Here is a 25120-nt window from a genome sequence, read left to right as displayed (position 1 = left end):
GCAGTTCCGCCAGTCCTTCACATCTGGTCGGTCGCACGGGCCGCACAGCGTTCTATGCACCGGCGCATTGCGCAGCGGTTCGATTGCACCTAGCCTGTCGATGTATCGACTCGATACATCGAGTAGGTGAGCAAGCCCGAACCGCCCTCCGCGCGGCCACGGTCCCGGCGGAAGAGGAGGTGTCATGGCACGCAGTCGTTCGGACGTGCTGGAGACCGCCATCCTCGGCCTCCTGAACGAGTCCCCGCTGCACGGGTACGAGCTGCGGAAGCGGCTCAACCTGATGCTCGGCTCGTTCCGTGCCTTTTCCTACGGTTCCCTCTACCCGGCGCTCAAGGCGATGGTCGCGCACGGCCACATCGTCGGCACCGAGTCCCCTACCACCCCTCCCCACGCACTGTCCGGCAAGCGTGCCCGGATCGTGTACCAGCTCACGGCCGAGGGCAAGGAGCGTCTTCAGACGGTCCTCGCGACCTCGGGACCGTCGGCCTGGGAGGACGAGAGCTTCGACGTCCGGTTCGCGTTCTTCGCGCAGACCGACGCCGAGACCCGTCTCCGCATCCTCGAGGGCCGGCGCAGCCGGCTCACCGAGAGGCTGGAGTCGGTCAAGGAGTCCGCCGCCCGCACTCGCGAGCGCCTGGACGAATACACCCTTGAGCTGCAGCGTCACGGCCTGGAACAGGTCGAACGTGAGGTTCGCTGGCTCGACGGACTGATCACGACCGAGCGCGACCGTCGTCGCACCCGGCCGTCGAGCGGCCCCGAGAACCGTCACGGGCAAGACAACCACTAACTATCAAGCCGTCGGCGCGCAGCGCCCCGGCACTGACAGCAAGGAGCGAGGATGTCCTCCATCCGCGTCGCCATCGTTGGCGTCGGAAACTGCGCATCTTCCCTGGTCCAGGGCGTGCACTACTACCGCGATGCTGACCCGAGCAGCACCGTGCCCGGACTGATGCACGTGCAGTTCGGTGACTACCACGTGTCCGACCTGGAGTTCGTCGCCGCTTTCGACGTCGACGCCAAGAAGGTCGGCTTCGACCTCTCGGAGGCCATCAACGCCTCGGAGAACAACACGATCAAGATCGCCGACGTGCCGCCCCTGGGCGTCACCGTCCAGCGCGGTGTGACGAACGACGGCCTCGGCAAGTACTACCGCGAGACCATCGAGGAGTCGGACGCCGAGCCGGTCGACATCGTCGCCGCACTCAAGGAGTCGGGCGCCGACGTGCTCGTCTGCTACCTGCCCGTCGGTTCGGAGATCGCCGCGAAGTACTACGCGCAGTGCGCGATCGACGCGGGCGTCGCGTTCGTCAACGCCCTGCCGGTCTTCATCGCCTCCGACCCCGAGTGGGCCGCGAAGTTCGAGGCCGCCGGTGTCCCGATCGTCGGCGACGACATCAAGTCGCAGGTCGGCGCGACCATCACGCACCGCGTGCTCGCGAAGCTCTTCGAGGACCGCGGCGTCGTGCTGGACCGCACGTACCAGCTGAACGTCGGCGGCAACATGGACTTCAAGAACATGCTCGAGCGCACGCGCCTCGAGTCCAAGAAGATCTCGAAGACGCAGGCCGTGACGTCGAACCTCGAGGGTCCCCTCGGTGGCAAGACCGAGGACCGCAACGTCCACATCGGCCCGTCGGACTACGTCGCGTGGCTCGACGACCGCAAGTGGGCCTACGTCCGCCTCGAGGGTCGCGCGTTCGGCGAGGTGCCCCTGAACCTGGAGTACAAGCTCGAGGTCTGGGACTCCCCCAACTCGGCCGGCATCATCATCGACGCCGTGCGCGCCGCGAAGATCGCCAAGGACCGCGGCGTCGGTGGCCCGATCCTCTCGGCCTCGACGTACTTCATGAAGTCCCCGCCGGTCCAGATGGAGGACACGAAGGGCCGTGCGGCTCTGGAGGCCTTCATCTCCGGTGAGAACGAGCGCTGATCCGTAGCGAGCCTGCGAGTGCAGGACCAGCGCGAGCGTAGATGCCTGCGCTGATCCGACGCTCGCGAGAAGGGTCCGGAACCTGAGGGTTCCGGGCCCTCTTCGCATACCCGGCCACCCGTCTCGCCTGCCGGGGCCGGCCCCCTGCCCACCCCACCCCCGCACCCCGGTGCACCCCCGGATCCGGAGGGGCGCGCCGCCGTCGGGCCGTCCGGGGGCGGGGATCGCTCCCACCACCGCATACCCTGAACCGGTGGGTGTGATCTCGGAACTCGGCGTCCTGCTTCGGCTGCGCGACTTCAGGAAGCTCTTCGCCGTCCGGCTCGTCAGCCAGGCGGGCGACGGGATGTTCCAGGTCGGGCTGGCGTCGCTCCTCTTCTTCTCCCCGGAGTCCCAGGGCACGGCGGCGTCGATCGCCGCGGCGTTCGCGGTGATGCTGGCCCCGTTCACGATCGTGGGTCCGTTCGCGGGGGTCTTCCTCGACCGGTGGAGCCGGCGCCAGGTCCTGGTGTGGGGGAACGCGGTGCGCGTGGTCCTGACGGCCGCGACCGCGGTCCTCATGCTGACCACGGGCGTGACGCCGTGGATCTACGTGCTGGCGCTGGCCACGCTCTCGGTCAACCGCTTCCTGCTCGCGGGCCTGTCGGCGGGCCTGCCGCGCGTGGTCGACGGTCCGCTGCTGCTCACGGCGAACTCGCTGACCCCCACGCTGGGCGCCGCGGCGGCCTTCGTGGGCGGTGGCATCGGTTTCCTGCTCAGCCTGACGTTCGAGCCGGGGCGGGAGAAGGACTCGGTCGCGCTGGTGTGCGCGGCCCTCGTGTTCGGTGCCGCGTCGTTGCTGGCGCTGCGCATGTCGCGCGGGCTGCTGGGGCCGGACCGGCCCGCGGAGGCGGCGATCACGACGGAGATCGCGAAGGTCGCGCGCGGCCTCGCGGACGGCGCCCGCTATCTCGTCGCGCGCCGCACACCGGGCCAGGCCCTCATGGTCATGGCGACGCACCGGTTCCTGTACGGGGTCACGTTCATCGCGTCGATCCTCATCTCGCGCAACCTGCTCTCGGACCCGGGCAACACCACTGCGGGCCTGGCGACGTTCGCGACGGTCGTGGGCCTCACGGGGGTCGGTGGCGCGTTCGCCGTCGTGCTGACCCCGACGCTCTCGCGGTACACGGGGCCGCACCTGTGGATCGCGTTCATGCTGGGTCTGGCGTCGGCGAGCCAGCTCCTGCTCGTCACGACGCCGTCGCGCACGGTCGTGTACGCGGGCGCCCTGCTGCTGGGCCTGGCCGCGCAGGCGACGAAGATCGCGGTGGACACGATCGTGCAGCGCGACACCGCGGACGCCTTCCGGGGACGCGCCTTCGCTTTCTACGACGTCCTGTACAACGCGGCGTTCGTGGGAGCGGCCGCCCTCGCGGCGTTCACCCTGCCGGACACGGGGTACTCGCGTCCGGTCTTCGTGGTCCTCGCGGTCGCGTACGCGGCCGCCGCACTGGTCTTCGGCCGGTTCGGCGCACGGCACGCCGCAGGGCCCGACGGCGCCGCTCCCCTTCCCGAGGCGGCTCCCGACGAGCACCCCGCGGCGGGGTGAGGTAGCCCACCCGCTCGTTCTCCGCACGGCCCTGCGGCGCGGCGGGCCGCCGCCGTGCCACCGATGACTCCTGCCCGGAAAAGGAGTCGTCAGGACCGGGGGGAATATCCGAGGATGACTGAGCGTAGTTCTCGTAGGGCGTACGACATCCCGACCGACGCTCCCCCTCTCGCTGCGCGCCGTCCCCCGTCGCGTGAGTGCGCACCGACCCCACAGGAGAGCCCATGCAGGTACCGCAGAGCACCGCCCCGTCCTTACCCGTCTCGGAGAAGCTGTCGCGGGAGAACTTCCTCGTGATCGCACTCCTCCTCGTCTCGGCGTCGGTCGTGATCCTCAACGAGACGACCATGGGCGTCGCCCTCCCTCACCTCATGGAGGAGATGGGGATCACGGCGTCGACCGGCCAGTGGCTGACCACCGCCTTCATGCTCACGATGGCGGTCGTCATCCCGGCGACGGGCTTCCTGCTCCAGCGTCTGGGTACGCGCGGGGCGTTCCTGCTCGCGATGTCTCTGTTCAGCGCGGGCACGGCCCTCGCGGCGTTCGCGCCGGGCTTCGGCTGGCTCCTCGGCGCCCGCGTCGTGCAGGCGTCGGGCACGGCGATCATGATGCCGCTGCTCATGACGACCATCATGACGCTCGTCCCGCCGTCGGCCCGTGGCCGGATCATGGGGAACGTCGCGATCGTCATGGCCGCGGCCCCGGCCCTCGGACCCACGCTGTCAGGCCTGGTCCTCGAGACCCTGTCCTGGCGCTGGATCTTCGGCCTCGTGCTGCCGATCGCCCTCGTCGCCCTCGTGTTCGGCGCGAAGTACGTCAAGGACTCGGCCGACCGTACACACACGCGCCTCGACCCGTTGTCGCTGTTCCTCGCCGCCCTCGCGTTCGGTGGGCTGGTCTTCGGCCTGTCCAACCTGGGTGAGGCCGCACGCGCCACGCCGGCCGTGCCCGTGTGGATCCCGCTCGTCGTCGGGCCCGTGTTCCTCGTGCTGTTCGTCGCGCGCCAGCTCGTCCTGCAGCGCCGCGACGCGGCACTGCTCGACCTGCGCGTGTTCTCCTCGCGCGGCTTCACGGTCTCGCTCGGCATCATGTCGGTCGCGATGATCGCGCTGTTCGGCTCGATCATCCTGCTGCCGCTGTACCTGCAGAGCTCGCTGGGTCTCGACCCGGTCTACACGGGCCTGATGATGCTGCCGGGCGGCCTGATCATGGGTCTGCTGGGCCCGACCGTCGGACGCCTGTACGACCGCCTCGGCCCGCGCCCCCTGGTCCTGCCGGGGCTCAGCGCGGTCGCCGTCTCGCTCGCAGCGCTGACCACGGTCGGCGCCACGACGTCGCCGTGGTTCGTCCTGGGTGCGCACGTCGTGCTGAGCCTGGGCCTGGCCTTCGTGTTCACGCCGCTGTTCACGGGTGCGCTCTCGGCGCTCAAGCCGTCGCTGTACTCGCACGGGAGCGCCATGATCGGCACGGTGCAGCAGCTCGCGGGCGCGGCCGGGACGGCGCTGTTCATCGCCGTCATGACCTCGCACGAGATCGCCCGGGCCGCCGAGGGCGCGAGCCCGCAGGTCGCCCTCGCCGACGGTGTGTCCTCGGCGTTCGTCTGGGGCGCCGTGGTCATGCTCGTCGCGGTCGCGCTGTCGTTCCTGCTGCGCAAGCCGGCGGTCGTGGAGGCCCCGGCCGTCCTGTCCGACGACGTCACGCCCCTCGCGCAGGACGCCCCCGTCCTCGAGACGGCGGGCGAGGCGACCGAGCGCCGCTGACGGTTCGACCGGTCCCGCGGGGGACCGTGCGCGAAGGGCGGGCCCCGCCGGGGCCCCCCCTTCGCGCGGCAGGACCCGCGGGTCACGCCTCGCGCCCGGCCCACCAGGTCAGCAGCTCCTCACGAGCGAGGTCCTCGCCGAGCGGTCCGCGGTCCAGGCGCAGCTCCAGCAGGAACTTGTAGGCCTGCCCCACCTCGGGACCCGGCGAGATGCCCAGGGCCTCCATGATCTGCTGCCCGTCGAGGTCGGGGCGGATCGAGGCCAGCTCCTCCTCGCCACGGAGCCGTTCGATGCGCTGCTCGAGGTCCGTGTACGCGTCGGAGAGACGCTGCGCCTTGCGCTTGTTGCGTGTGGTCGAGTCCGCGCGCGTCAGGCGGTGGAGGCGCTCCAGGAGCGGACCCGCGTCGGTCACGTAGCGGCGCACCGCGGAGTCGGTCCACTCCCCCTCGCCGTAGCCGTGGAAGCGCAGGTGCAGCTCGACGAGCCGGGCCACCTGCTTCACGGTGTCCTTGTCGTAGCGCAGCTCCTTGAGGCGCTTCGCCGCGAGCTTGGCGCCCACGACCTCGTGGTGGTGGAAGCTCACTCCGCCGCCCGACTCGAACCGGCGCGTGGCCGGCTTGCCGATGTCGTGCAGGAGCGATGCGAGGCGCAGGACGAGGTCCGGGCCCGGCACCGCGCCGTCGGGCCCGGTCTCCTGGGCGATCGCCTGCTCCAGCACCGTGAGCGAGTGCTGGTAGACGTCCTTGTGCCGGTGGTGCTCGTCGATCTCGAGGCGCAGCGCCGGGAGCTCGGGCAGGACGTGGTCGGCCAGACCCGTCTCGACGAGGACCTCGAGCCCCTTGCGGGGGTCGTCGGACAGCAGCAGCTTGGTCAGCTCGTCCCGGACGCGCTCGGCCGAGACGATCTCGATGCGCGACGCCATGTCGACGATCGCCGCGTGCGTCGCGGGCTCGACCTCGAACCCGAGCTGGGCCGCGAAGCGCGCCGCCCGCATCATGCGCAGCGGGTCGTCGTCGAACGAGCGCTCCGGGGCGATCGGGGTGCGCAGGACACCGATCGCGAGGTCGCCGAGCCCGTCGTGCGGGTCGACGAACAGCATCTCCGGGACCCGGACCGCCATGGCGTTGACCGTGAAGTCACGCCGCGACAGGTCTCCGACCAGGGTGTCGCCGAACGCGACGAGCGGCTTGCGCGACGCGGCGTCGTACTCGTCCGTGCGGTACGTCGTGACCTCGACGACCAGCTCCCCCACGCCCCGCGGGCTCCCCTTCGGTGCGAAGCGCTTGGCCCCGATCGTGCCGAACTCCTTGCCGATGTCCCAGTGCGCGTCGCCCCAGGCCGCGAGCAGCGCCTGGGTCTGGTCCGGGTCCGCCGACGTGGCGAAGTCGAGGTCGTTGCTCGCTCTCCCCAGGAACGCGTCCCGGACCGGACCGCCGACGAGTGCCAGCTCGTGGCCGGCCGCACGGAACAGTTCGCCCAGCTCGATCGCGGCGGGCGCCATCTCGGTCAGCACCGCCAGCGCACGCCGGAGGAGCTCGAGCTGTTCGGGCGTCGTCGGCACCCCGCGAGACCCCTCGGCGGGCAGCGCGACGGGGTCGGGGACGGGAGAGTTCTGGGAAGGAGTCGGCACGACATCCAAGCGTGCCAGATCAGGCGCGGACTCCACACTCGGTAATGTTGGGTCATGTCCACCCCAGCGCACTCTCCGGACCATCGCGGTGTACCTGCACCGCCCGGTGGTCACGCGCTGCGGAGAGACCCGGAGACCCACCGGGACCCCGTCCCGTCGCCGGGGCCGCCCCCACCGCTGCCCGTCGTCGAGGAGATCTCCGCAGGTGGGCTGGTCGTCGACACGTTCGAGGGCCTGTTCCGCGCGGCGGTCATCGCCCGCCGCAACCGCGGCGGTCGGCTCGAGTGGTGCCTGCCGAAGGGGCACCTCGAAGGTGAGGAGACCCCGGAGGAGGCCGCCGTCCGGGAGATCGCCGAGGAGACGGGGATCACGGGATCCGTGCAGACGCCGCTCGGGATCATCGACTACTGGTTCACCGGCGAGGACCGCCGTGTGCACAAGGTGGTCCACCACTTCCTGCTCCGGGCGACCGGTGGGCGGCTGACCGTCGAGGGCGACCCCGACGGCGAGGCCGAGGACGTCGCCTGGATCCCGTTCGACGAGCTGCCTGATCGCCTGTCCTACCCCAACGAGCGACGGCTCGCCGCGGTCGCCCACGACGTCCTCCGGGGGCGACGCACGAACGCCCACTTCCGGGGTACCGTGACTCGCACCGTCGTCCGTACCAGCCGGCCGGCACCCGACGACCCACGGAACCCGACCGACCACCCATGAGCTTTCACTTCCCCGGTGGCGCGCGCCGCGCCTCGACGCGCCGTCCAGCCGCGCGCGACCCGCTCTCGTCCCAGGGCGCCCCGGCGCACGGCACCCCTCGGTCGTCGACGCCCGCCACCCGACGAGCGTCTCGCTCGCGCACGCGCGCTCTTCTCACCTCCCTGTTCGTCCTCGGGTTCGCCGTCCTGCCGTCCGCCGCGGCCGCGACACCCCCCTCGCCCACCGCACTGTCGGTAGCGGGCGATGTCCGGACCGCGCCCCCCGGGACGGCACGCGTCGCCGCGGACACGGACCCGACGGCCTCGTCCGCCGAGGCGGGTGCGGTCTCGACGACGCTCGTCTCGATGTCACCGGCCACGGTCGGGCCCGGTGACACGCTCACGGTCGTCGCACGGATCCACAACGGCACCCAGGACACGCTCGAGAGCCCGCGGGCCACGCTCGGCGTCAACTGGCGTGTCGTCGGTACCCGGTCGGCGCTCGACGCATGGGCCGAGGCCCCCACGTCGCAGCAGGTCGCCGGGCGCATGACCGTGGAGAACCTGGATCCTCTCGCCCCCGGCCAGGACACCACCGTCACGTTCTCGGTCGCGGCCGACGACCTCAACCTCGCACCCGGCTCGGCGTGGGGCCCACGTCCCCTCTCCGTCACCGTCGAGGACGGCGGCGAACGCCTCGACGTCCTGCGCACGTTCTTCCTGTGGGGAGAGTCGCCGGCGCCCCTCCCGGTCAAGGTCAGCCTGATCGCGCCCGTGACCGGTCCCGCCCTAGGACTCTCTGCGACCACCGGCGACGCCGGGACTCCGGGCACGACGAGCGTCGAGGTCCACGCCGTGGACGAAGCGGTCGATGCCGACCGGCGCCTGGGTCGACTCGTGTCCGCGACCGCGGACGTCCCGGAGATCGCGTGGGCGATCGACCCCGCGGTCCTCGCGGCCGCCGAGACGTCCGCGGCCCCCGCCTCCCATGCGTGGGCGACGCTCGTGCGCGAGGGGACCGCCGCACGGACCGTCTTCGGCCTGCGCCCCTACGACCCGGACCCCGCCGCCTACGCCCAGGTGGGCGCCACCCTCCCGGCGACGACGACCCCCCTCCCGGGCGGCGCCACCCTCGACCCGGCCTGGCGGACCGACCTCACCTATCCGACCGACGACGTGCTCGACCAGCGAACCGTCCGCACGAGCGTCCAGTCAGGTTCACCACTGGTGGTCGTCCGGGGCGACGGGCTCGCCCCGGAGAGCTCGGTGAACCACACCCCGACCGGCCTCGCTACCGTCGCGACGGACGCGGGCCCTGCGACCGCCCTGGTCGCCGACCACCAGCTCACCAAGGTCTTCACGGAAGCCACCAGCTTCGAGCGGGACGCCGACGACCTGTCCGCGGCCGACGCGACGCAGCGACTCCTGGCCGACCTCGCGGTCGTCGCCTCCGAGCGACCCACCGAGACCCGCCATCTCGTCGTCGCGCTCCCCCGCTCGTGGGACCCGGACGCCGCCGCGCTCTCGGCGGTCCTCGGAGCCTTCCACGGGGCGAGCTGGGTGGACGTCTCCTCCATCGACGACCTCCTCTCGTCGCCGGTGCCGGACGTCGCGAGGACCTCGCTGCCCGGGGCCGAGGTCACCGAAGGAACCCTGCCGGCCGCGGAGATGAACGCGCTCGAGCGCGCCCGCACCGAGGTCGCCGACTTCGCGACGATCGCCTCCGATCCCGCACCGGTCGTCCAGGGCGCGGAGCCCGCCCTCGTGGTCCCCTCCGCGATCGCCTACCGTTCCCTTCCCGACGAACGGACCGAGGCGGTGGACACCGCGGTCGAGGGCGCAGCCATGGTCCGGTCGTCGGTGTCCGTCGTCCCCCGCGGGCTCGACGTCATGCTGATCAACACGTCGGGCAATCTCCCCGTCAGGGTGCGCAACGCGCTCGACCAGCCCGTCACCGTCCAGGTGGCCCTGCGGCCCGACAACGGCCTCCTCAAGGTCGTCTCGTTCCCCGCCGGCCCGGTTCCTGCCGGGGCCGAGGTCGACTTCAAGGTTCCCGTCCGGGCCATCGGCAGCGGCGACGTGAGCGTCTCGGTCGAGCTCCTCAGCGTCCCCGCCGGCACCGTCGTCTCACCACCGTCGGAGTTCGTCGTGCAGGTACGGGCCGAGTGGGAGAACACCGGGACCGCGATCTTCGCCGGAGTCGTCGCGCTCCTCATGATCGGTGGCATCTGGCGCACGATCCGACGCGGCCGGTCACCGCGCCGCGTCGCCGAGCTGACCCCCGCGACAGGCGTCCCGGGAGCTCAGGGCGGCGCGACGCCGTCGGGCCGCTCGACAGGTCACGACGGGTGAAGCACGCCCGACCCGCCGGCGCTCCACGGACCCGCCGTACCAGCCCAGCAACCACGCCGGCGCTCGGCGACACCGGTCGTGAGACCGCCGACGCTCCCGAGGAGTCCGCGCCTGCCGCTGCCCCCGCGAAGAGCAGCCTCGGCCGGAGCTCGGCGCTCATGGCCTCCGGAACCGCGGTCTCCCGCATCCTGGGGCTCGTCCGCAACGTCCTGCTCGTCACCGCGATCGGGACCACGGGCCTGGCCGCGGACGCGTTCGACGTCGCCAACAAGATCCCGAACGTCCTGTTCGCGATCCTCGCGGGGGGTGTGCTCAACGCGGTCCTCGTCCCGCAGATCGTCCGCGCATACCGCTCCAAGAATCCCCAGGAGCGCCTCGACAAGCTGCTGACCCTCTCCGGGGTCCTGCTCCTCGGGCTGAGCCTGATCCTCACGGCGGGCGCCGCGGTGATCGTCACGCTCTACACCGACGGGTGGGGGTCGGCGCAGTTCTCGCTCGCGGTCGCGTTCGCGTTCTGGTGCACACCGCAGCTCTTCTTCTACGGTCTGTACACGCTGCTCGGTCAGGTCCTCAACGCGCGCGGGCAGTTCGGCCCGTTCATGTGGGCACCGGTCGTCAACAACATCGTCTCGATCGTCGGGTTCGGCGCCTTCATCGCGATCTACGGGCCGTACGCGACCGGCGCGGCCGACGACCTCGGGACGTGGGACGGTACCAAGATCGCCGTCCTCGCCGGGACGGCGACCCTCGGCGTCGCCGCCCAGGCGCTCGTCCTGATCCTGCCCCTGTGGCGCGCGGGGTTCCGCTGGCACTTCCGCCTCGGGATGCGCGGGATCGGGCTGCGCTCCGCCGGACAGGTCGCGATCTGGACGTTCGGCGCCGTCATCCTCGAGCAGGTCGGCGTCCTGTTCACGACCCAGTTCGCCTCGAGCGCGCCCGCTGCCGCACTCCAGCAGGCCTTCGGTGCCTACGCGGGCGACCCCATCGCGAACGGGGTCGTGACCGGCGTCGTCACGGGCGCCCCCGAGGCCTTCGCGGTCGCCGGCAACGCTGCGTACACGCAGGCGCTCATGATCTACCTGCTCCCGCACTCGCTCGTCACGGTGTCGATCGCCACGGCCCTGTTCACCGGGATGAGTGCCGCCGCCGGCGCCGGGGACTTCGCGCGGGTCCGGCACGACCTCTCGCGCGGCGTGCGGACCGTGGGCGTCTTCACGGTGTTCGCCACGGCCGTGTTCGCGATCCTCGCGCTGCCGATCACCAAGCTCCTGCTCATCAACGTGACCGCGGCGAGCGCGGTGGCGGTCAGTCAGATCCTCGTCGCCATGGCGTTCGGACTCGTCCCGCTCGGCGGCATGGTCCTCATGAAGTGGGTCTACTACGCGTACGAGGACGGGAAGACGGTCTTCTGGATCCAGGTCCCCGCGACGCTCGCCCTCGTGGGGATCGCATGGCTCGCGACCCGTACGCTCGACCCCGTGTGGTGGGTCGTCGGGGTCGGCGCGGCGATGTCGCTGTCGAACGTCGTCGCGGTCCTGCTGCGGACAGCAGGCCTACGGCGCAAGCTGCACGGGCTCGACGCGTTCCGCATCGTGCGGATGCACGTCAAGACCGTGCTCGCCGCGGGGATCAGCGCCGCGGCCGGCTGGGGGGTCCTCCAGCTCTTCGGCGACCTGTACGGACTCTCGTGGCTGCGTGCCGCCGTGGTCACTACGGTCGTCGGGATCGTCATGACCGTCGTGTACATCGGCGGTCTCAAGGTCATGAGGGTCCGCGAGCTCGACCAGCTCGCCGACCCGTTGCTCCGCAAGCTCGGCCGGCGACGCCCGGCCACGAGATAGAGGACGCCCGTACCATGTGGGGGGAAGATGTCAGCGGCAAGGAAGTTCGAGGTGGGCAGGTGACCGCAGCAGGACCCGGCACGACACTGGTGGGGCGCTACCTGCTGGCCGAACGGCTGGCGAGCGACCTGGTCGACGTCACCGCCTGGTCCGCGCACGACTCGGTCCTGAACCGTCCCGTGCGGGTCTCGTTGCTCGCCGGGGAGCACGTCGCGGAGGCGATCGACTCGGCGCGGCGCGCCGCGCTCGTCACCGACCCCCGACTGACCCGGGTCCTCGACGTCGGGACCGACGACGGCGTCGCCTACGTCATCACGGAGCCCTTCGCCGGGATCACGCTGTCCGAGGTCGTGGCGGGCGGGATCGTCGACGCCCAGCAGGCGCGCGCGATCGTCGGCGAGGCCGCGGCCGCGCTCGAGGTCGCCCGTCGACGCGGCGTCCACCACCTGGCACTGCGTCCCGAGGCCCTGCGGGTCGACGGCGACCGGGTCGTGGTGACGGGTCTCGGGCTCGACGCGGGCATCAGCGGTCAGGACCAGCACGACGCCGACGAGACGTCACGCACCGACACCCTGGGACTGGTGGCACTGCTCTACTACGCGATGACGGCGCGCTGGGCGGGGACCAGCCTCGACGTCCCGTGGATCAGTCCCGACTCCGTCCACCCCCTGCCTGCGCAGCGCGACGCGACAGGAGTGCTCCCGCTCTCGACGCTCGTGCCCGGAGCGCCGTCCGACCTGTCGGAGCTGTGCGCCAAGGTCTTCGCCGACGCCGAGTCCGCCCGTGCTCGGGCCGGCGCGGACCGTGCGACGACGAACGACGACACGCAGGAGTTCGACAGCCTCTCCGCCCCGCCCTCGTCCCCAGCCGACCTGGTGAGCGCGCTCGAGCCGTGGGGCTCGCTGTCCGTGGTCGCCGCACTCCCGACGTTCGTCCAGCCGGCCGCGCCCCCCGCCGCGACGCGCGTCAGCCGACAGTCGATCCGGAGCGCGTTCGACGTACCGCTCTCGACCCCTCCGGGAACTCCTCCGCCCGCGGTCCCGTTCCACCGGCCCGCCACCGGGCGCATCCACCGGGTCCCTCTCACCGGCTCGTCCTCCCTCCCCGACGGTGCCAGCTACCCCGCTCCCACCTACGCCGACACGCCCGCCGCCTACCAGCCAGCTCCGGCGGGGTCCGCGACGGGTTCCTACCCGACCGCCCCGCCTCCCCCTCCCGTGCCGTCGGCCCCGGTCGGGTTGGCTGAGCACGCTCCCGCCGACGTTCCTGCCCCGCAGGCACAGACGGGTCCGTTCACGACGACGAGCGCGAAGAAGACCAGCGTCAAGACCACCTGGATCATCATGCCGATCGTGCTCCTCCTGGTCGTCGTCGCCGTGATCTGGGGAGTGAAGTCCGGGCTGGGCCAGTTCGGCGCCGTCGTGACCCCGGGCGCCGGGCAGGGGGGATCGGGTACGAACGGCGCCCAGACACCGAGCGAGACGCCGGGCGGCGGCGAGGTCCCGGTGAACACCGAGCCCCTCCCCATCGCCGCAGGCGGCCTGCTGGATCCGGACGTCGCGGACCCGAACGACGTCGGCGAGAAGCCCGAGGCCGTGCCCCTCGCCATCGACGACGATCCGTCCACGTTCTGGTACACGTACTCGTACAACTCGGCTGCCTTCGGCGGCAACAAGTCGAGGACGGGCTACACCTTCACGCTCGACGACGAGGCGACCGTCCAGCGCATCGTCCTCGACACGAACAACACGGGTGGCCGCGTCGAGGTCCGCGCCATCACGGACGCCGAACCGACCGGCGGCGACGTCCTCGCATCGGCGGCCTTCTCGGAGGACGTCGAGCTCGAGCTCGACCCCGCGACGGAGGGCACCACGTTCGTCCTCTTCATCACGGAGCTCCCGACGAACCCCGAGGGCAAGTTCCGCGTCGAGCTCAACGAGATCACGGTCTATTGATCCCGTGGCTGCGCCCCGGCCGGGGGCGCAGCCCGTCGCTCGTGCTGACCATCCACAGGCCGACCGGCCGACGGTGCCCTCGGAACAGAACGGCGCCACTCGGCGTTGGACCCGGTGCACCACCCACCACTGAGGAGTACACGTGACGGAACAGACCCCCACGACCGCGCCGCGGAACGTCATCATCGTGGGTTCGGGCCCCGCCGGGTACACGGCTGCTGTGTACGCCGCGCGCGCGGGCCTCGAGCCCTTGGTCCTGGCCGGTTCGATCACCGCGGGTGGCGCGCTGATGAACACCACCGAGGTCGAGAACTTCCCCGGCTTCCCCGACGGCATCATGGGCCCCGAGCTCATGGACAACCTGCAGAAGCAGGCCGAGCGCTTCGGCGCCCAGGTCGAGTGGGACGACGCGATCGAGCTCAGGCTCGACGGCCCGGTCAAGACCGTGGTCACCGGCAACGGCGAGACCTACACGGCGCTCGCCGTGATCCTGGCGACCGGCTCCGCGTACCGCGAGCTGGGCCTCGACGACGAGAAGCGTCTCTCCGGCCGCGGCGTCTCCTGGTGCGCGACGTGCGACGGCTTCTTCTTCCGCGACCAGCACATCGTGGTCGTCGGCGGTGGGGACTCGGCTGTCGAGGAGGCGACGTTCCTGACCCGCTTCGCGTCCAAGGTGACCATGGTCCACCGCCGTGGCGAGCTCCGCGCATCGAAGATCATGGCGGATCGCGCCAAGGCCGACCCCAAGATCGAGTTCGCCTGGAACAGCGAGGTCGTCGGGATCCATGGCGAGAACAAGGTCGAGTCCCTGACGCTCCGCGACACGATCACCGGCGAGGAGCGTTCGATCGACGCGACCGGCCTGTTCGTCGCTATCGGGCACGACCCGCGCTCCGAGCTCGTCAAGGGTCAGATCGACCTCGACGACGAGGGGTACATCAAGGTCGTCGGACGCACGACCGCGACCAACCTCGAGGGTGTCTTCGCGTGCGGCGACGCCGTGGACCACACCTACCGCCAGGCCATCACCGCCGCCGGGTCGGGCTGCTCCGCAGCGCTCGACGCCCAGCGCTACCTGACTGAGCTCGTCGACGCGATCGAGGACGCCGAAGGGCTTCCCGAGATCGCCGGCACGCCCGAGTCCCCCGCCCCCGACGAGCTGCCCCGTGCACTGGAGGAGATCCGATGAGCAACACCGTCAAGGTCACCGACGACACCTTCAAGGCCGAGGTCCTCGAGTCGGACATCCCCGTCATCGTGGACTTCTGGGCCACCTGGTGCGGGCCGTGCCTCCAGATCGCCCCGATCCTCGAGGAGCTCGCCGGGGAGTACGCCGGCAAGGTCAAGATCGCCAAGCTCGACTCTGACGAGAACCCCGCGATCACCGCGGCGTACGGCGTGATCTCGATCCCGACGCTCAACTTCTACTCCGGTGGAGAGCTCGTGAAGTCGATCGTCGGGGGGCGGCCCAAGCGCATCCTCGCCGAGGAGATCGACGCGCTGATCGCCTGACGCGCACGACGTCCTGAAGGGGCGGTCGGGTCCACCGGACCGACCGCCCCTTCGGCGTCCCGGCCCGGTACCGCGGCCGCCCCTCCGCCCAGGACGCGCCCCGGGTTGAGCAGGCCCCCTGCTTCGGTCCGCGAACCGGCCCCTTCACGGTTTCCCCTGATTCGTCATGGGAGACTGGGGAGCGTGAGCACGACACCGACGCACCCCGCTCAGCCCGCCGCCTCGGGCGGCACCCGCCTCGACCCGTGGTTCGGCGCCTACGCCGAGCGCGCCCACGGCATGCGAGCGTCGGAGATTCGCGCCCTGTTCGCGGTCGCGAATCGCCCCGAGGTCGTCTCGCTCGCCGGCGGCATGCCCTACCTCGAAGGTCTCCCCCTCGACGTCATCGCGGACGCGATGCAGAAGCTCGTCGCGACGCGTGGCACGACCGCGCTGCAGTACGGCTCAGGACAGGGCGACGAGTCGCTGCGCGAGAAGATCGTCGACGTCGTGCGCCTCGAAGGCATCGACTGCCACCCTGACGACATCGTCGTGACCACCGGCTCCCAGCAGGCGCTCGACCTCGTGACCCGGATCTTCATCGACCCGGGTGACGTGATCGTGGCCGAGGCACCGAGCTACGTCGGCGCCCTCGGAGTCTTCCGCTCGTACCAGGCCGACATCGTCCACGTTCCCCTCGACGAGCACGGTCTGATCCCCGAGGCGCTCGAGGAGACCCTGACCCGGCTGGCTGCGGAAGGTCGGCGCGTCAAGCTTCTCTACACGGTGCCCAACTTCCACAACCCCGCAGGCGTGACGCTCTCGGTCGAACGGCGTCCCCGCATCCTCGAGATCGCCCAGCGCTTCGGCGTGCTCGTGATCGAGGACAACCCCTATGGGCTGCTCGGCTTCGACGGCGACCCCCTGCCCGCCATGCGCTCGCTCGACGACCAGGGGGTCCTCTACCTGGGCTCCTTCTCCAAGACGTTCGCTCCGGGTTATCGGGTGGGCTGGGTCGTCGCGCCGCATGCGGTCCGCGAGAAGCTCGTGCTGGCGAGCGAGTCGGCGATCCTCTGCCCGTCGAACGCCTCGCAGCTCGCGATCGCGACCTACCTCGAGACCTGTGACTGGCAGGGCCAGATCAAGCAGTTCCGTGAGCTCTACCGAGAGCGGCGCGACGCCATGATCGGCGCTCTCTCGGAGCACCTTCCGTCGGCCTCGTGGAACGTGCCGAACGGCGGGTTCTACACGTGGGTCAAGCTGCCCGACGGTCTTGACGCACGCTCGATGCTCCCCCGAGCGGTCACCGCACGTGTCGCGTACGTCCCGGGGACGGCGTTCTACGCCGACGGGACGGGCGCGGACCACGTCCGCCTGTCCTACTGCTTCCCGACGCCGGAACGCATCAGAGAGGGCGTCCGGCGGTTCGCCGGGGTCGTCTCCGCCGAGCGCGAGCTCGTGGACCTGTTCGGCACCTCCGGGGCCCAGGATCCCGACCTCACCGACGTCGAGAACCCTGGCCCCAACCTCGCGTGAGCGCCACCCCTGCCCTCGTGAGAACCCCGCTGAACGTCGAGAGGACCAAGACCGTGGGTACCGCTGCGGAATCACAGACCGTCACCGAGGACGTCGCCGAGCGTGCATCAGCCGCTCCACAGAGCCCCGGCGCTGCAGGCTCGACCGGTGCAGGACACCGCCCTGTGGAGCGCGTCGTGGTCCTCGCAGGAGGCCTGTCTCACGAGCGCGACGTCTCGCTCCGCTCGGGCCGACGCGTTGCCGACGCCCTGCGAGGTACGGGCATCGAGGTGTCGGTCCACGACGTCGACGCGTCACTCCTCTCCTTCCTCGCGCAGGAGACGCCCGACGTCGTCTGGCCCCTCCTGCACGGCGCGAGCGGCGAGGACGGTTCGGTCCGTGACGTGCTGGAGCTGCTCTCCCTCGACTACGTGGGGACCGGTCCTCGGGCCTCGCGAGCAGCCTGGAACAAGCCCATCGCGAAGAACGTCGTACTCGGCGCGGGGCTCTCCACGCCCGACTACGTCACGCTCCCCCAGAGCCTCTTCCGGGAGCTCGGGGCCCAGCCAGTCCTCGACGCGGTCGTCGGCCGTCTGGGCCTCCCCCTCGTGGTCAAGCCCACCCGTGGCGGATCCGCACTGGGGGTCACGCTAGTCCACCGCGCCGAGGACCTCCCTCGCGCGATGGTCGACTGCTTCTCGTACGGCGACATCGCCCTCATCGAGCGCGCCGTCGAGGGGACCGAGATCGCCGTGAGCGTCGTGGAGGGGCCGGAAGGTCCGGAGGCGCTCCCCGCCGTCGAGATCGTGACCGACGGTACCTACGACTACGACGCGCGCTACAACCCGGGGCGTACGAGCTACTACGCCCCTGCTCGGCTCTCTCCCCAGGTCGCCGCACGTGTTGCAGACATGGCCGTCCGTGCCCACCTGGCGCTCGGACTCCGCGACCTGTCCCGGTCGGACCTCATCGTCGACGCCGAGGGGAACCCTCACTTCCTCGAGGTCAACGTCGCGCCCGGGATGACCGAGACATCGTTGTTCCCGCAGGCCGCACAGGCTGCGGGTCGAGACCTGGGTGACCTCTACCGCGCGATCGTGACGCAGAGCGCCGTCCGTCAGAGTGCCACGCGCTGACGCCTCACTCGCCTGACCAAAGACATCGGCCCCGATGGGCACTCGCTCATCGGGGCTGATGTTTCACGTGAAACGTCGAGGCCCTGGTCTGGCTACGCCGACCTGGTGACCCGTCAACCTACTGGCGCAGCAGACCCGGGTCCTGCGGTGCCATCAGGTCGAGAATCCGGTTGAGGTCCTCGACCGAGGCGAACTCGACGGTCAGCCGCCCCTTGTTCTTCCCCAGGTCGACCTTGACCCGCGTCTCGAAACGGTCCGAGAGCCTCGTCGCCAGCTCGTCGATCGCCGCACTGCGCTGGCCGGGCCGCGGAGCTCGCTCGACCGGACGCTTCGCATCCAGGCCGCCGAGCGCGACGATCTCTTCGGTGGCGCGCACCGACAGACCCTCCGAGACGATGCGCTGCGCGAGGCGCTCGATCTCGGCACCATCCGTGAGCCCGAGCAGGGCTCGCGCGTGTCCGGCCGACAGCACTCCTGCGGCCACGCGGCGCTGGACCAGCGGGGGAAGGCGGAGAAGACGCAGCATGTTGGAGATCTGTGAACGGCTCCGGGAGATGCGAGTACCCAGCTCCTCGTGCGTGCAACCGAAGTCGTCGAGGAGCTGGCGGTACGCCGCCGCCTCCTCCAAGGGGTTCAGGGCGCTGCGGTGCAGGTTCTCGAGGAGGGCATCCCGCAGCAGGTCGGCATCGTCCGTCTCTCGAATGATGGCGGGGATGACGTCGAGCCCCGCGGCCTGGGTCGCCCTCCACCGCCGTTCGCCCATGATGAGCTCGTAGCCGCCAGGATTCTCCTGGTCGCGGCGCACGACCACTGGCTGAAGGACGCCGATCTCCTTGATCGAGCCGACGAGCTCGTCGAGCTCGCCTTCATCGAAGACCGTGCGTGGCTGACGTGAGTTGGCGCGGATCAGACCGACAGGAAGTTCGGCAAACGTGGCGCCGGGAACCGGCACCAGATCGACCGACGCCCGCTCGGTCACGGTGTGCGGGCTCTCCTCGGCTCCTGTTTCACGTGAAACATCGGCGTCGACGTCGTCGGTCTTTCCACGCTCACCCGACCCGCCATCTGCGACAGACGCGCCAGCACCATCTGTCGCCGAGTCGCTGGTGACCGCTGCGATGTCGGCCACGTCCTGCTCGTCAACACCGAGAAGGGAGGCGGGAGAGTCGGCTCCGGTGCGCTCGATCGTCAGCACGGAGGCGCTGGACTCGCCAGACCCCACTCCCCCAGCCTCTGGGTTCGCGTTCTGAACGACCTCAGCGGCACGCGGGGCGGAGGGGAAGAAGACGTCGACCGGACGCTCACGCTCAGGACTGGTCGGAATCAAGGCTCCGAGACCACGACCGAGCCCACGGCGCTTCTCACTCATCGTGCATCCTCCTGGTAGCTAGGCAGCACTGCCCATCGCTCGGCGAGGTAGTTCTGCCGCGAGACGTTGCGAGACGCTCCGTCGACTGATGGGACAGGCAAGGGCTCGGGCCGGCCTCTGTCGGCCACCTCACGAGCAGCTTCGAGATAGGCCAGCGCACCGGTGGAGCTCGGATCGTAGGTGATCACGCTCTGACCATGGCTCGGAGCCTCCGAGATCCTCACGGAACGAGGGATCGATGTCTTGAGGGTCTGCTCGGGGAAGTGCTCCCGCACTTCAGCGGCGACCTGCTGCGCAAGGTTGGTACGGCCGTCGTACATCGTGAGCAGGATCGTCGAGACATGAAGTCGTGGGTTCAGGTGAGCCTTGATGAGCTCGATGGTCTTCAGGAGCTGGCTGAGCCCCTCGAGTGCGTAGTACTCACACTGAATGGGGATCAGGACCTCGCGACCGACCACGAAGGCATTGACCGTAAGGAGCCCGAGACTCGGTGGGCAGTCGACGAGGACGTAGTCGATCGGTTCAAGACCTTGAGCGATCCGTTCCTCGAGGAAGTCGTCGACGGCCTTCCGTAGTCGTGTTTCACGTGAAACCAACGAGACCAGCTCGATCTCAGCACCCGACAGGTCGATCGTTGCCGGCACGCACCACAGCGTCGGGAGGTCTGGACACTGCTGGACCGCGGACGACAAGGGCGCACCGTCGACGAGCACCTCGTAGACGGATGGTGTCCCCGCCCGATGCTCGACCCCCAACGCAGTCGACGCGTTGCCCTGCGGGTCGTTGTCGATCACCAGCACGTTGAGACCGGCCTGTGCGAGTCCCGCCGCGAGATTGACGGTGGTCGTCGTCTTCCCGACGCCACCCTTCTGGTTGGCGATCGTGATGATGCGTGTCGATGCCGGGCGCGGGAATCGTCGTCCCTGAAGGTCGATCCGACGCCGTGCGTCGATCGTCAACTGGGCAGCAAGCGGAGTCTCATCGTCCATCTCGGGAAGGCTCGCCATGAGCGCTTCTCGTCGACTCTCGTCGAAGTTCTCCGACAGGTAGCCGTCGGGTGTTTCACGTGAAACATCCGCCAGGTACGCCACCTCCGGGCTCTCGAACGGGATGTCCTGCTGCTGGTCGGAACTCTCCGTCACGCCCATCTCCCTCACTTGACCTACTCCAGCATGCGCCCCGCCGCAGCCTCATTCGTGGACCGCCGAACGCGTGTCGTGACCGAGTCTTCCGGTCGGCCAGGCAACGCACTCGTCCGCCACCCTGTGCCACCCTACGTGCTCCGCGTGGCCGCCTCGTCGCGAGGCACAGCCCACGACCCGGCGCGGTCCCTCCTGCGACCAGACAGCGCCGGTTGAGCCCAGGAAGGCGTTCAGCGCCTCAGACCTGAACTGCAGTGCGTCGGACCCGGAGCACGGTCGTCGGCTCGACACCCTCGACGCTGAACGCCTCGAGCACCTCCGGCTCCTCCGTCTTGTACTTGCGCAGTACCTTGCGCGCGGGCTCGATCTCGTTGATCACGTTGCGTCCCTTCAGGACGACCATCTCTCCGCCGCGTTCGACCAGCGGAAGCGACATTCGAGCCAGCTTCTCCAGCGCAGCAACGGCACGCGAGGTCACGGCGTCACACTGGAACGCGCCGTGATACTCCTCCGCCCGCCCACGCTTGACCTCGACGTTCGACAGCTCGAGCTCGTCGACCACCTCGGAAAGCCAGGCGCACCGACGTTCCATGGGCTCGATCAGCAGAACCTGCGCGTCGGGCAGCATGGCGGCGATGACGATCCCCGGAAGGCCGGCGCCGGAGCCGATGTCGGCAATCGTGCCGTTCTCTGGAAGGAACTGCACCACGGCTGCGGAGTTGAGGATGTGCCGTTCCCAGATGCGGGACACCTCGCGCGGCCCGATCAGTCCGCGCAGTTCCCCCTGGTCATGCAGCATCTCGGCGAATCGAGCGACGGCAGGGTACGCGTCGCCGAAATACGCCCGCACCTCTGGAGAGTCGGAAAGTGTTTCACGTGAAACATCGCCCTCGACGGCGTCGCTCATCTCGTTGGTCATCTACTCCTCTTTCAGTGCTCGAGCCCCACGGAATACAGGGCTCGACCGAACAGCCCGGGGTCCATGGTGTCACGTCTCGCACGGCCATGGAGGGATGCCCAGCGGCGCCGGACGACAAGCTGGCACCTGGCGAGGGTGCCTGCGTCATTGGCAAGGCATGACAGCGGAAGGGCGAGTGGGAGGAAGTGCCCATCGTGCGATCGCCTCACCCCGGGGAGCGCGAGAACCTGGGCTGCCGAGTGCTGAAGGGAACGACCCGGACCCGCTGCCGTGCGCTGTGTGCCGTGCGCCGTGTTCCGTGTGCCGTGTGCCGTGTGCCGTGTGCCGTGTGCCGTGTGCCGTGTGCCCCACCAGATCACAACCCGCGACGGCGGAACCCACGGTCGCTGCTGTCCACTCGAAGCTCCGCGACCTGGGCCACCAGAAGCACTACAGCCGACCTCCAGAGCGACACCATGCCCGGGACCGTCCAGTACCGCCCTGGCGTCGTCCGGACGCTGCCAGGGTGGCCCGGCATCGTCGCATCCTCACCGCCGCATCGTCGCTGCGGCGCCGCGGATGAGCTGGCACGGGGATACCCCACCTCCTGCCGCTCCTCGGCACACGCGACGGCCACCTCCTGGATCCGGGGTGGAGCCAGCCCGCACAGCCCGGAGCCACTCCTCACTTTCAGGAGTCGAACCGGCTGGTAGCGCGAATCACACGGCTCCGTCGCGCCGACCAGAACTCTGCCGATCCCCCGCGCCACCCCCGTCGCGACAGGGGCGTGATGCGCTCCCCCGCTGGACGAGCCCACGACAGGCCCGCCTCCCGCGCGATGCGCCGGACGGGCTGAGCCCACGCGAACGCGCCCCGCGGTGGGGTACTCGATACATCTGCCCGTGCCATACGCACGAAGCCGCCCGGCGTTTCACGTGAAACACCGGGCGGCTTCGAGAGGAAAGAGGTTCGGTCAGGATTCCTCGGAGGGTCGGATCACGACGTAGCGCTCCGGGTCGGTCCCCCGCGAGTCGCTCGTAAGTCCGGCCGCTGCGACGACGTCGTGAACGACCTTGCGTTCGAAGGCGTTGAGGGGCTCCATCGAGAGTTCGGTGCCGGACTCACGAACCGTCGCGATCGCCGTCGTCGCGAGCTCCGTGAGCTCGACCTTACGCTGCGCCCGGAAGCCGGCGATGTCGAGCATGAGTCGGCTCCGCTCGCCTGTCCGCGCCTGGACCGCGAGCCGCGTGAGTTCCTGGAGAGCATCAAGAACCTCACCCTCCTTGCCCACGAGGTGCCGGAGCGAAGCAGGCTCGTCGGCGACGATCTCCAGCGCAGCGCGACCGTGATCGATGTCGATATCGATGTCACCGTCGAGATCGGCGATGTCGAGGAACTCCTCGAGGTAGTCCGCAGCGACTTCCCCTTCCTCTTCGAGGCGCGTCATCTCGTCGGGGGCTTGGTCTTCGGCAGCGGGGGCGTCGGTCGACGACATTGCTGACTCCTTGGGGGTCATGAGAACCCCGGGGTCTCGAAGGAACCTCGGCGCTCTCGGATCAGGACTTGGGGCTACTTCTTCGGCTGCTTCGGCTTCGGGGAACCCTTACCGGTCCCCTTGGCCGGGCCGTCGGTCTCACCATCGACCGGGGCATCGTTGACCGGGGCATCGTTGACCTCGGCAGACGGAGCCGTCGTTCCGTTGATGACGCGAGGCGTGCCTGGCTTCTGGCGGTCCTTGCGCTTGGGCTGCTGACGCTGGCCGCGGGGCTGCTCGATGACCGGAGCTGCTTCCTCGACGATGCCCTTGGCTGCGGCCTTGCGAGCCTTGCGCTCCTTCATCAGGCGCTCAGCCTCGGATCCCGGGGCGGGCATGCGCTTGATCGTGTAGAACTGCTGGCCCATGGACCAGAGGTTCGTCGTGGTCCAGTAGACGAGGACACCGACGGGGAAGTTCACGCCGGAGACCGCGAAGATGAAGGGGAAGACGTAGAGCATCATCTTCTGCGTCGACGCCATCGGGCCTTCGAGAGCCGACTTCGGCATGTTCTTCATCGTCAGCTGGCGCTGCGTGAAGAAGGTCGTGGCGCACATCGCGACGATCAGGGCGCCGATGACGATCTTCGCCTGCATGTCGTCGGTCTTCAGGAAGATGTCCGAGAGGTGCGCGCCGAACAGCGACGAGCTCTCGATGTCTCCCGCGACGCTCGCGTCGATCGGCCCGATCGCATCGGCCTTGCCCTCAGAGATCGGCACGAGGCCGTTGAGCACGCGGAACAGAGCGAAGAAGATCGGGGACTGCAGCAGGATCGGCAGGCAGGAGGCGAACGGGTTCGTCCCGTGCTTCTTGTAGAGCTCCATCGTCTCGCGGCTCATGGCCTCACGGGACGCCGGGTCCGACTTGCCCTTGTACTTCTTCTGGATGGCCTGCATCTCGGGCTGCAGCATCTGCATGCCACGCGAGGCCTTGATCTGCTTGAAGAAGAGCGGGATCAGGAGGATACGGATGATGATCACGAGCCCGACGATCGAGAACACCCAACCGAGACCGGGGCCGTCACCCATGCCCAGGAACACGAGTCCCTGGTGGCACAGGTACATGATCCACGCGACGACCCATTCGATCGGCTCGAGGAACTTGAAGAAGTCCATCCGTACTACTCCCTAACCTTCAACAAACTGGGTCCCGCCGACGTCGCCGGCAGGAGGACTAGTGCGAGTGCTTCCTCAGCGCCTCGGGGACGTCGTCGACGCCACCTCTGCTCCAGGGGTTGCACCTCAGCAGCCGCCAGACGGCGAGCCGTACGCCTCGCAGCACACCGTGCCGTCGTATCGCGACGAGCGCGTACTGCGAGCACGAGGGGTAGTACTTGCAGGTTGGCCCGGTCATCGGTGAGATGACGCTCTGATAGGCCTTGATGAGCCCGACCAGCACGAGCAGCGGGATCCTCTGGACGAACCGCCACGAACACGTGATCCAGCTGGGCGAGCCCATTCCTGCGTGATCGGCCTGGACGGTCGCGCTCATGCTTCGGCCGATCGGCGGTCCCACTGGGCGACCGCTCGTTTGATGCAGGACGCTAGGTCCTGGTCGAGCCGGGCGAAGTCGCTGTCGGAGGACGCGGGAAGTGCCCTCACGACCACTCGGGTCCGTGGCGGCAACGCATCCAGGTACGCCGAAGACGCGGCGCGCAGGCGCCGCTTCACCTTGTTCCGGTGCACGGCGTTGCCTACGGCCTTGGATACGACAAAACCGACCTGTGGTGGCTCGTCGCCCCCAGGGTCTTGGGAGAGATGAACCACCACGGTCGATCGTCCCGCGCGCACGCCACGTCGCACCGCCCGTTCGAAATCTACGGAACGGCGCAAGCGGTGCGCCGCGGGTAGCACCTGCTGTCAGGCAGAGAGCTCGGCGCGGCCCTTGCGACGACGGGCTGCCAGGATGGCGCGGCCGGCGCGGGTGCGCATACGCAGCCGGAAACCGTGGGTCTTCGCACGGCGCCGGTTGTTCGGCTGGAAAGTCCGCTTGCTCACGAGGTACTCCAAGAACGTCGGGGAGGTACACCGTCTATGTCCTCGACGATGCAGTGCTACAGCTGGAAGGGATGCAGTTCTGCACCCCAGCCGCCCGTGTACCCGCCACGATCAGTCCGTGGATTCGCCCCCGTGAGGGCGCGCGAAAGTACCTGGAACGGCTGTATGACGTTACGCCGCGGACCCCCCTCGGGTCAAACCCGGACCACCTCACGCCGAGCCTGTCATGATATGTCGCTCAGCTGCTGATACGTCTACTCTGATCCTGGTGCCGTCAGGCA

General features: G+C 69.6%; 21 protein-coding genes. 12 read left to right on the top strand and 9 right to left on the bottom strand.

Going from position 1 to position 25120, the window contains the following annotated elements; all coding sequences use genetic code 11:
* The first annotated feature begins 184 nt into the window (after nucleotides 1-184).
* The 4 genes from WFH32_RS15195 to WFH32_RS15180 all read left to right on the top strand — a co-directional run bounded on the left by WFH32_RS15195 (nucleotide 185) and on the right by WFH32_RS15180 (nucleotide 5287).
* Complete coding sequence (locus tag WFH32_RS15195; RefSeq protein WP_138827010.1) at nucleotides 185-793, top strand: PadR family transcriptional regulator; 609 nt, start codon at nucleotides 185-187, stop codon at nucleotides 791-793.
* 51 nt (nucleotides 794-844) lie between these two features.
* Nucleotides 845-1936 (top strand): inositol-3-phosphate synthase, encoded by a 1092-nt coding sequence (locus WFH32_RS15190; protein ID WP_191791221.1) that lies wholly within the window; start codon nucleotides 845-847, stop codon nucleotides 1934-1936.
* Between the two features lie 253 nt (nucleotides 1937-2189).
* Nucleotides 2190-3527 (top strand): MFS transporter, encoded by a 1338-nt coding sequence (locus WFH32_RS15185; RefSeq protein ID WP_336708162.1) that lies wholly within the window; start codon nucleotides 2190-2192, stop codon nucleotides 3525-3527.
* 224 nt (nucleotides 3528-3751) lie between these two features.
* Nucleotides 3752-5287 carry an MDR family MFS transporter gene (locus tag WFH32_RS15180; RefSeq protein WP_336708160.1) on the top strand — a complete coding sequence of 512 codons (1536 nt, stop codon included), beginning with the start codon at nucleotides 3752-3754 and terminating at the stop codon, nucleotides 5285-5287.
* A gap of 82 nt (nucleotides 5288-5369) precedes the next feature.
* Here WFH32_RS15180 and WFH32_RS15175 read toward each other — a convergent pair whose 3' ends face one another.
* On the bottom strand, nucleotides 5370-6788 hold the full coding sequence (locus WFH32_RS15175) for a CCA tRNA nucleotidyltransferase (RefSeq protein WP_442946346.1): 1419 nt from the start codon (nucleotides 6786-6788) through the stop codon (nucleotides 5370-5372).
* Nucleotides 6789-6971: 183 nt separating this feature from the next.
* Here WFH32_RS15175 and WFH32_RS15170 point away from each other — a divergent pair, with 183 nt between their 5' ends.
* The 8 genes from WFH32_RS15170 to WFH32_RS15135 all read left to right on the top strand — a co-directional run bounded on the left by WFH32_RS15170 (nucleotide 6972) and on the right by WFH32_RS15135 (nucleotide 17899).
* Nucleotides 6972-7631, top strand: coding sequence for an NUDIX hydrolase (locus tag WFH32_RS15170; RefSeq protein ID WP_138827005.1), 660 nt, complete (start codon nucleotides 6972-6974; stop codon nucleotides 7629-7631).
* Nucleotides 7628-9961 (top strand): DUF6049 family protein, encoded by a 2334-nt coding sequence (locus WFH32_RS15165; protein WP_336708159.1) that lies wholly within the window; start codon nucleotides 7628-7630, stop codon nucleotides 9959-9961. Before WFH32_RS15170 ends, WFH32_RS15165 begins: the two co-directional genes overlap by 4 nt.
* 158 nt (nucleotides 9962-10119) lie before the next feature.
* Nucleotides 10120-11802: a murein biosynthesis integral membrane protein MurJ gene (gene murJ, locus WFH32_RS15160; RefSeq protein WP_191794701.1), complete on the top strand. Its 1683-nt coding sequence runs from the start codon at nucleotides 10120-10122 to the stop codon at nucleotides 11800-11802.
* Between the two features lie 59 nt (nucleotides 11803-11861).
* The gene (locus tag WFH32_RS15155; protein WP_336708158.1) at nucleotides 11862-13757 is read left to right on the top strand and encodes a protein kinase family protein; all 1896 of its coding nucleotides are present in this window, start codon (nucleotides 11862-11864) and stop codon (nucleotides 13755-13757) included.
* 142 nt (nucleotides 13758-13899) lie between these two features.
* Entirely contained in the window at nucleotides 13900-14946 is a 1047-nt protein-coding gene (trxB, locus tag WFH32_RS15150) for a thioredoxin-disulfide reductase (protein WP_336708157.1), read from the top strand.
* Nucleotides 14943-15269 carry a thioredoxin gene (gene trxA, locus WFH32_RS15145; protein ID WP_138827001.1) on the top strand — a complete coding sequence of 109 codons (327 nt, stop codon included), beginning with the start codon at nucleotides 14943-14945 and terminating at the stop codon, nucleotides 15267-15269. The genes trxB and trxA overlap by 4 nt, the downstream gene beginning before the upstream one ends.
* 183 nt (nucleotides 15270-15452) lie before the next feature.
* Entirely contained in the window at nucleotides 15453-16784 is a 1332-nt protein-coding gene (locus WFH32_RS15140) for an aminotransferase-like domain-containing protein (protein ID WP_318243963.1), read from the top strand.
* 164 nt (nucleotides 16785-16948) lie between these two features.
* Complete coding sequence (locus tag WFH32_RS15135; RefSeq protein WP_191794952.1) at nucleotides 16949-17899, top strand: D-alanine--D-alanine ligase family protein; 951 nt, start codon at nucleotides 16949-16951, stop codon at nucleotides 17897-17899.
* Between the two features lie 118 nt (nucleotides 17900-18017).
* Here WFH32_RS15135 and WFH32_RS15130 read toward each other — a convergent pair whose 3' ends face one another.
* From WFH32_RS15130 to rpmH, 8 genes are all read right to left on the bottom strand, one after another.
* Complete coding sequence (locus WFH32_RS15130) at nucleotides 18018-19268, bottom strand: ParB/RepB/Spo0J family partition protein (protein WP_191794695.1); 1251 nt, start codon at nucleotides 19266-19268, stop codon at nucleotides 18018-18020.
* Entirely contained in the window at nucleotides 19265-20416 is a 1152-nt protein-coding gene (locus WFH32_RS15125; RefSeq protein ID WP_442946345.1) for a ParA family protein, read from the bottom strand. Before WFH32_RS15125 ends, WFH32_RS15130 begins: the two co-directional genes overlap by 4 nt.
* A 232-nt stretch (nucleotides 20417-20648) precedes the next feature.
* On the bottom strand, nucleotides 20649-21329 hold the full coding sequence (gene rsmG, locus WFH32_RS15120; RefSeq protein WP_336708155.1) for a 16S rRNA (guanine(527)-N(7))-methyltransferase RsmG: 681 nt from the start codon (nucleotides 21327-21329) through the stop codon (nucleotides 20649-20651).
* Between the two features lie 952 nt (nucleotides 21330-22281).
* Entirely contained in the window at nucleotides 22282-22803 is a 522-nt protein-coding gene (locus tag WFH32_RS15115) for a Jag family protein (protein WP_191794693.1), read from the bottom strand.
* A gap of 74 nt (nucleotides 22804-22877) precedes the next feature.
* Nucleotides 22878-23957 (bottom strand): membrane protein insertase YidC, encoded by a 1080-nt coding sequence (gene yidC, locus WFH32_RS15110; protein ID WP_191794691.1) that lies wholly within the window; start codon nucleotides 23955-23957, stop codon nucleotides 22878-22880.
* 58 nt (nucleotides 23958-24015) lie between these two features.
* The gene (gene yidD, locus WFH32_RS15105) at nucleotides 24016-24300 is read right to left on the bottom strand and encodes a membrane protein insertion efficiency factor YidD (RefSeq protein ID WP_336708271.1); all 285 of its coding nucleotides are present in this window, start codon (nucleotides 24298-24300) and stop codon (nucleotides 24016-24018) included.
* Between the two features lie 29 nt (nucleotides 24301-24329).
* Nucleotides 24330-24695 (bottom strand): ribonuclease P protein component, encoded by a 366-nt coding sequence (gene rnpA / locus WFH32_RS15100; RefSeq protein WP_191794689.1) that lies wholly within the window; start codon nucleotides 24693-24695, stop codon nucleotides 24330-24332.
* A gap of 6 nt (nucleotides 24696-24701) precedes the next feature.
* Entirely contained in the window at nucleotides 24702-24839 is a 138-nt protein-coding gene (rpmH, locus tag WFH32_RS15095) for a 50S ribosomal protein L34 (RefSeq protein ID WP_010849920.1), read from the bottom strand.
* Nucleotides 24840-25120 lie beyond the last annotated feature (281 nt).

The organism is Oerskovia sp. USHLN155 (genome assembly GCF_037145535.1).
Classification (GTDB): Bacteria; Actinomycetota; Actinomycetes; order Actinomycetales; family Cellulomonadaceae; genus Oerskovia; species Oerskovia rustica.
This window is presented reverse-complemented; position numbering and strand designations above follow the sequence as displayed.

Bases quoted from the DNA above. Each gene is read 5' to 3' on its own strand.
- trxA (WP_138827001.1), top strand. From the start codon at position 14,943: ATGAGCAACACCGTCAAGGTCACCGACGACACCTTCAAGGCCGAGGTC.
- WFH32_RS15125 (WP_442946345.1), bottom strand. From the start codon at position 20,416: ATGGGCGTGACGGAGAGTTCCGACCAGCAGCAGGACATCCCGTTCGAG.
- WFH32_RS15115 (WP_191794693.1), bottom strand. From the start codon at position 22,803: ATGTCGTCGACCGACGCCCCCGCTGCCGAAGACCAAGCCCCCGACGAG.
- yidD (WP_336708271.1), bottom strand. From the start codon at position 24,300: ATGGGCTCGCCCAGCTGGATCACGTGTTCGTGGCGGTTCGTCCAGAGG.
- murJ (WP_191794701.1), top strand. From the start codon at position 10,120: ATGGCCTCCGGAACCGCGGTCTCCCGCATCCTGGGGCTCGTCCGCAAC.
- WFH32_RS15195 (WP_138827010.1), top strand. From the start codon at position 185: ATGGCACGCAGTCGTTCGGACGTGCTGGAGACCGCCATCCTCGGCCTC.
- WFH32_RS15130 (WP_191794695.1), bottom strand. From the start codon at position 19,268: ATGAGTGAGAAGCGCCGTGGGCTCGGTCGTGGTCTCGGAGCCTTGATT.
- yidC (WP_191794691.1), bottom strand. From the start codon at position 23,957: ATGGACTTCTTCAAGTTCCTCGAGCCGATCGAATGGGTCGTCGCGTGG.
- WFH32_RS15170 (WP_138827005.1), top strand. From the start codon at position 6,972: ATGTCCACCCCAGCGCACTCTCCGGACCATCGCGGTGTACCTGCACCG.
- WFH32_RS15190 (WP_191791221.1), top strand. From the start codon at position 845: ATGTCCTCCATCCGCGTCGCCATCGTTGGCGTCGGAAACTGCGCATCT.
- WFH32_RS15180 (WP_336708160.1), top strand. From the start codon at position 3,752: ATGCAGGTACCGCAGAGCACCGCCCCGTCCTTACCCGTCTCGGAGAAG.
- WFH32_RS15165 (WP_336708159.1), top strand. From the start codon at position 7,628: ATGAGCTTTCACTTCCCCGGTGGCGCGCGCCGCGCCTCGACGCGCCGT.
- rsmG (WP_336708155.1), bottom strand. From the start codon at position 21,329: ATGACCAACGAGATGAGCGACGCCGTCGAGGGCGATGTTTCACGTGAA.
- WFH32_RS15175 (WP_442946346.1), bottom strand. From the start codon at position 6,788: ATGGCGCCCGCCGCGATCGAGCTGGGCGAACTGTTCCGTGCGGCCGGC.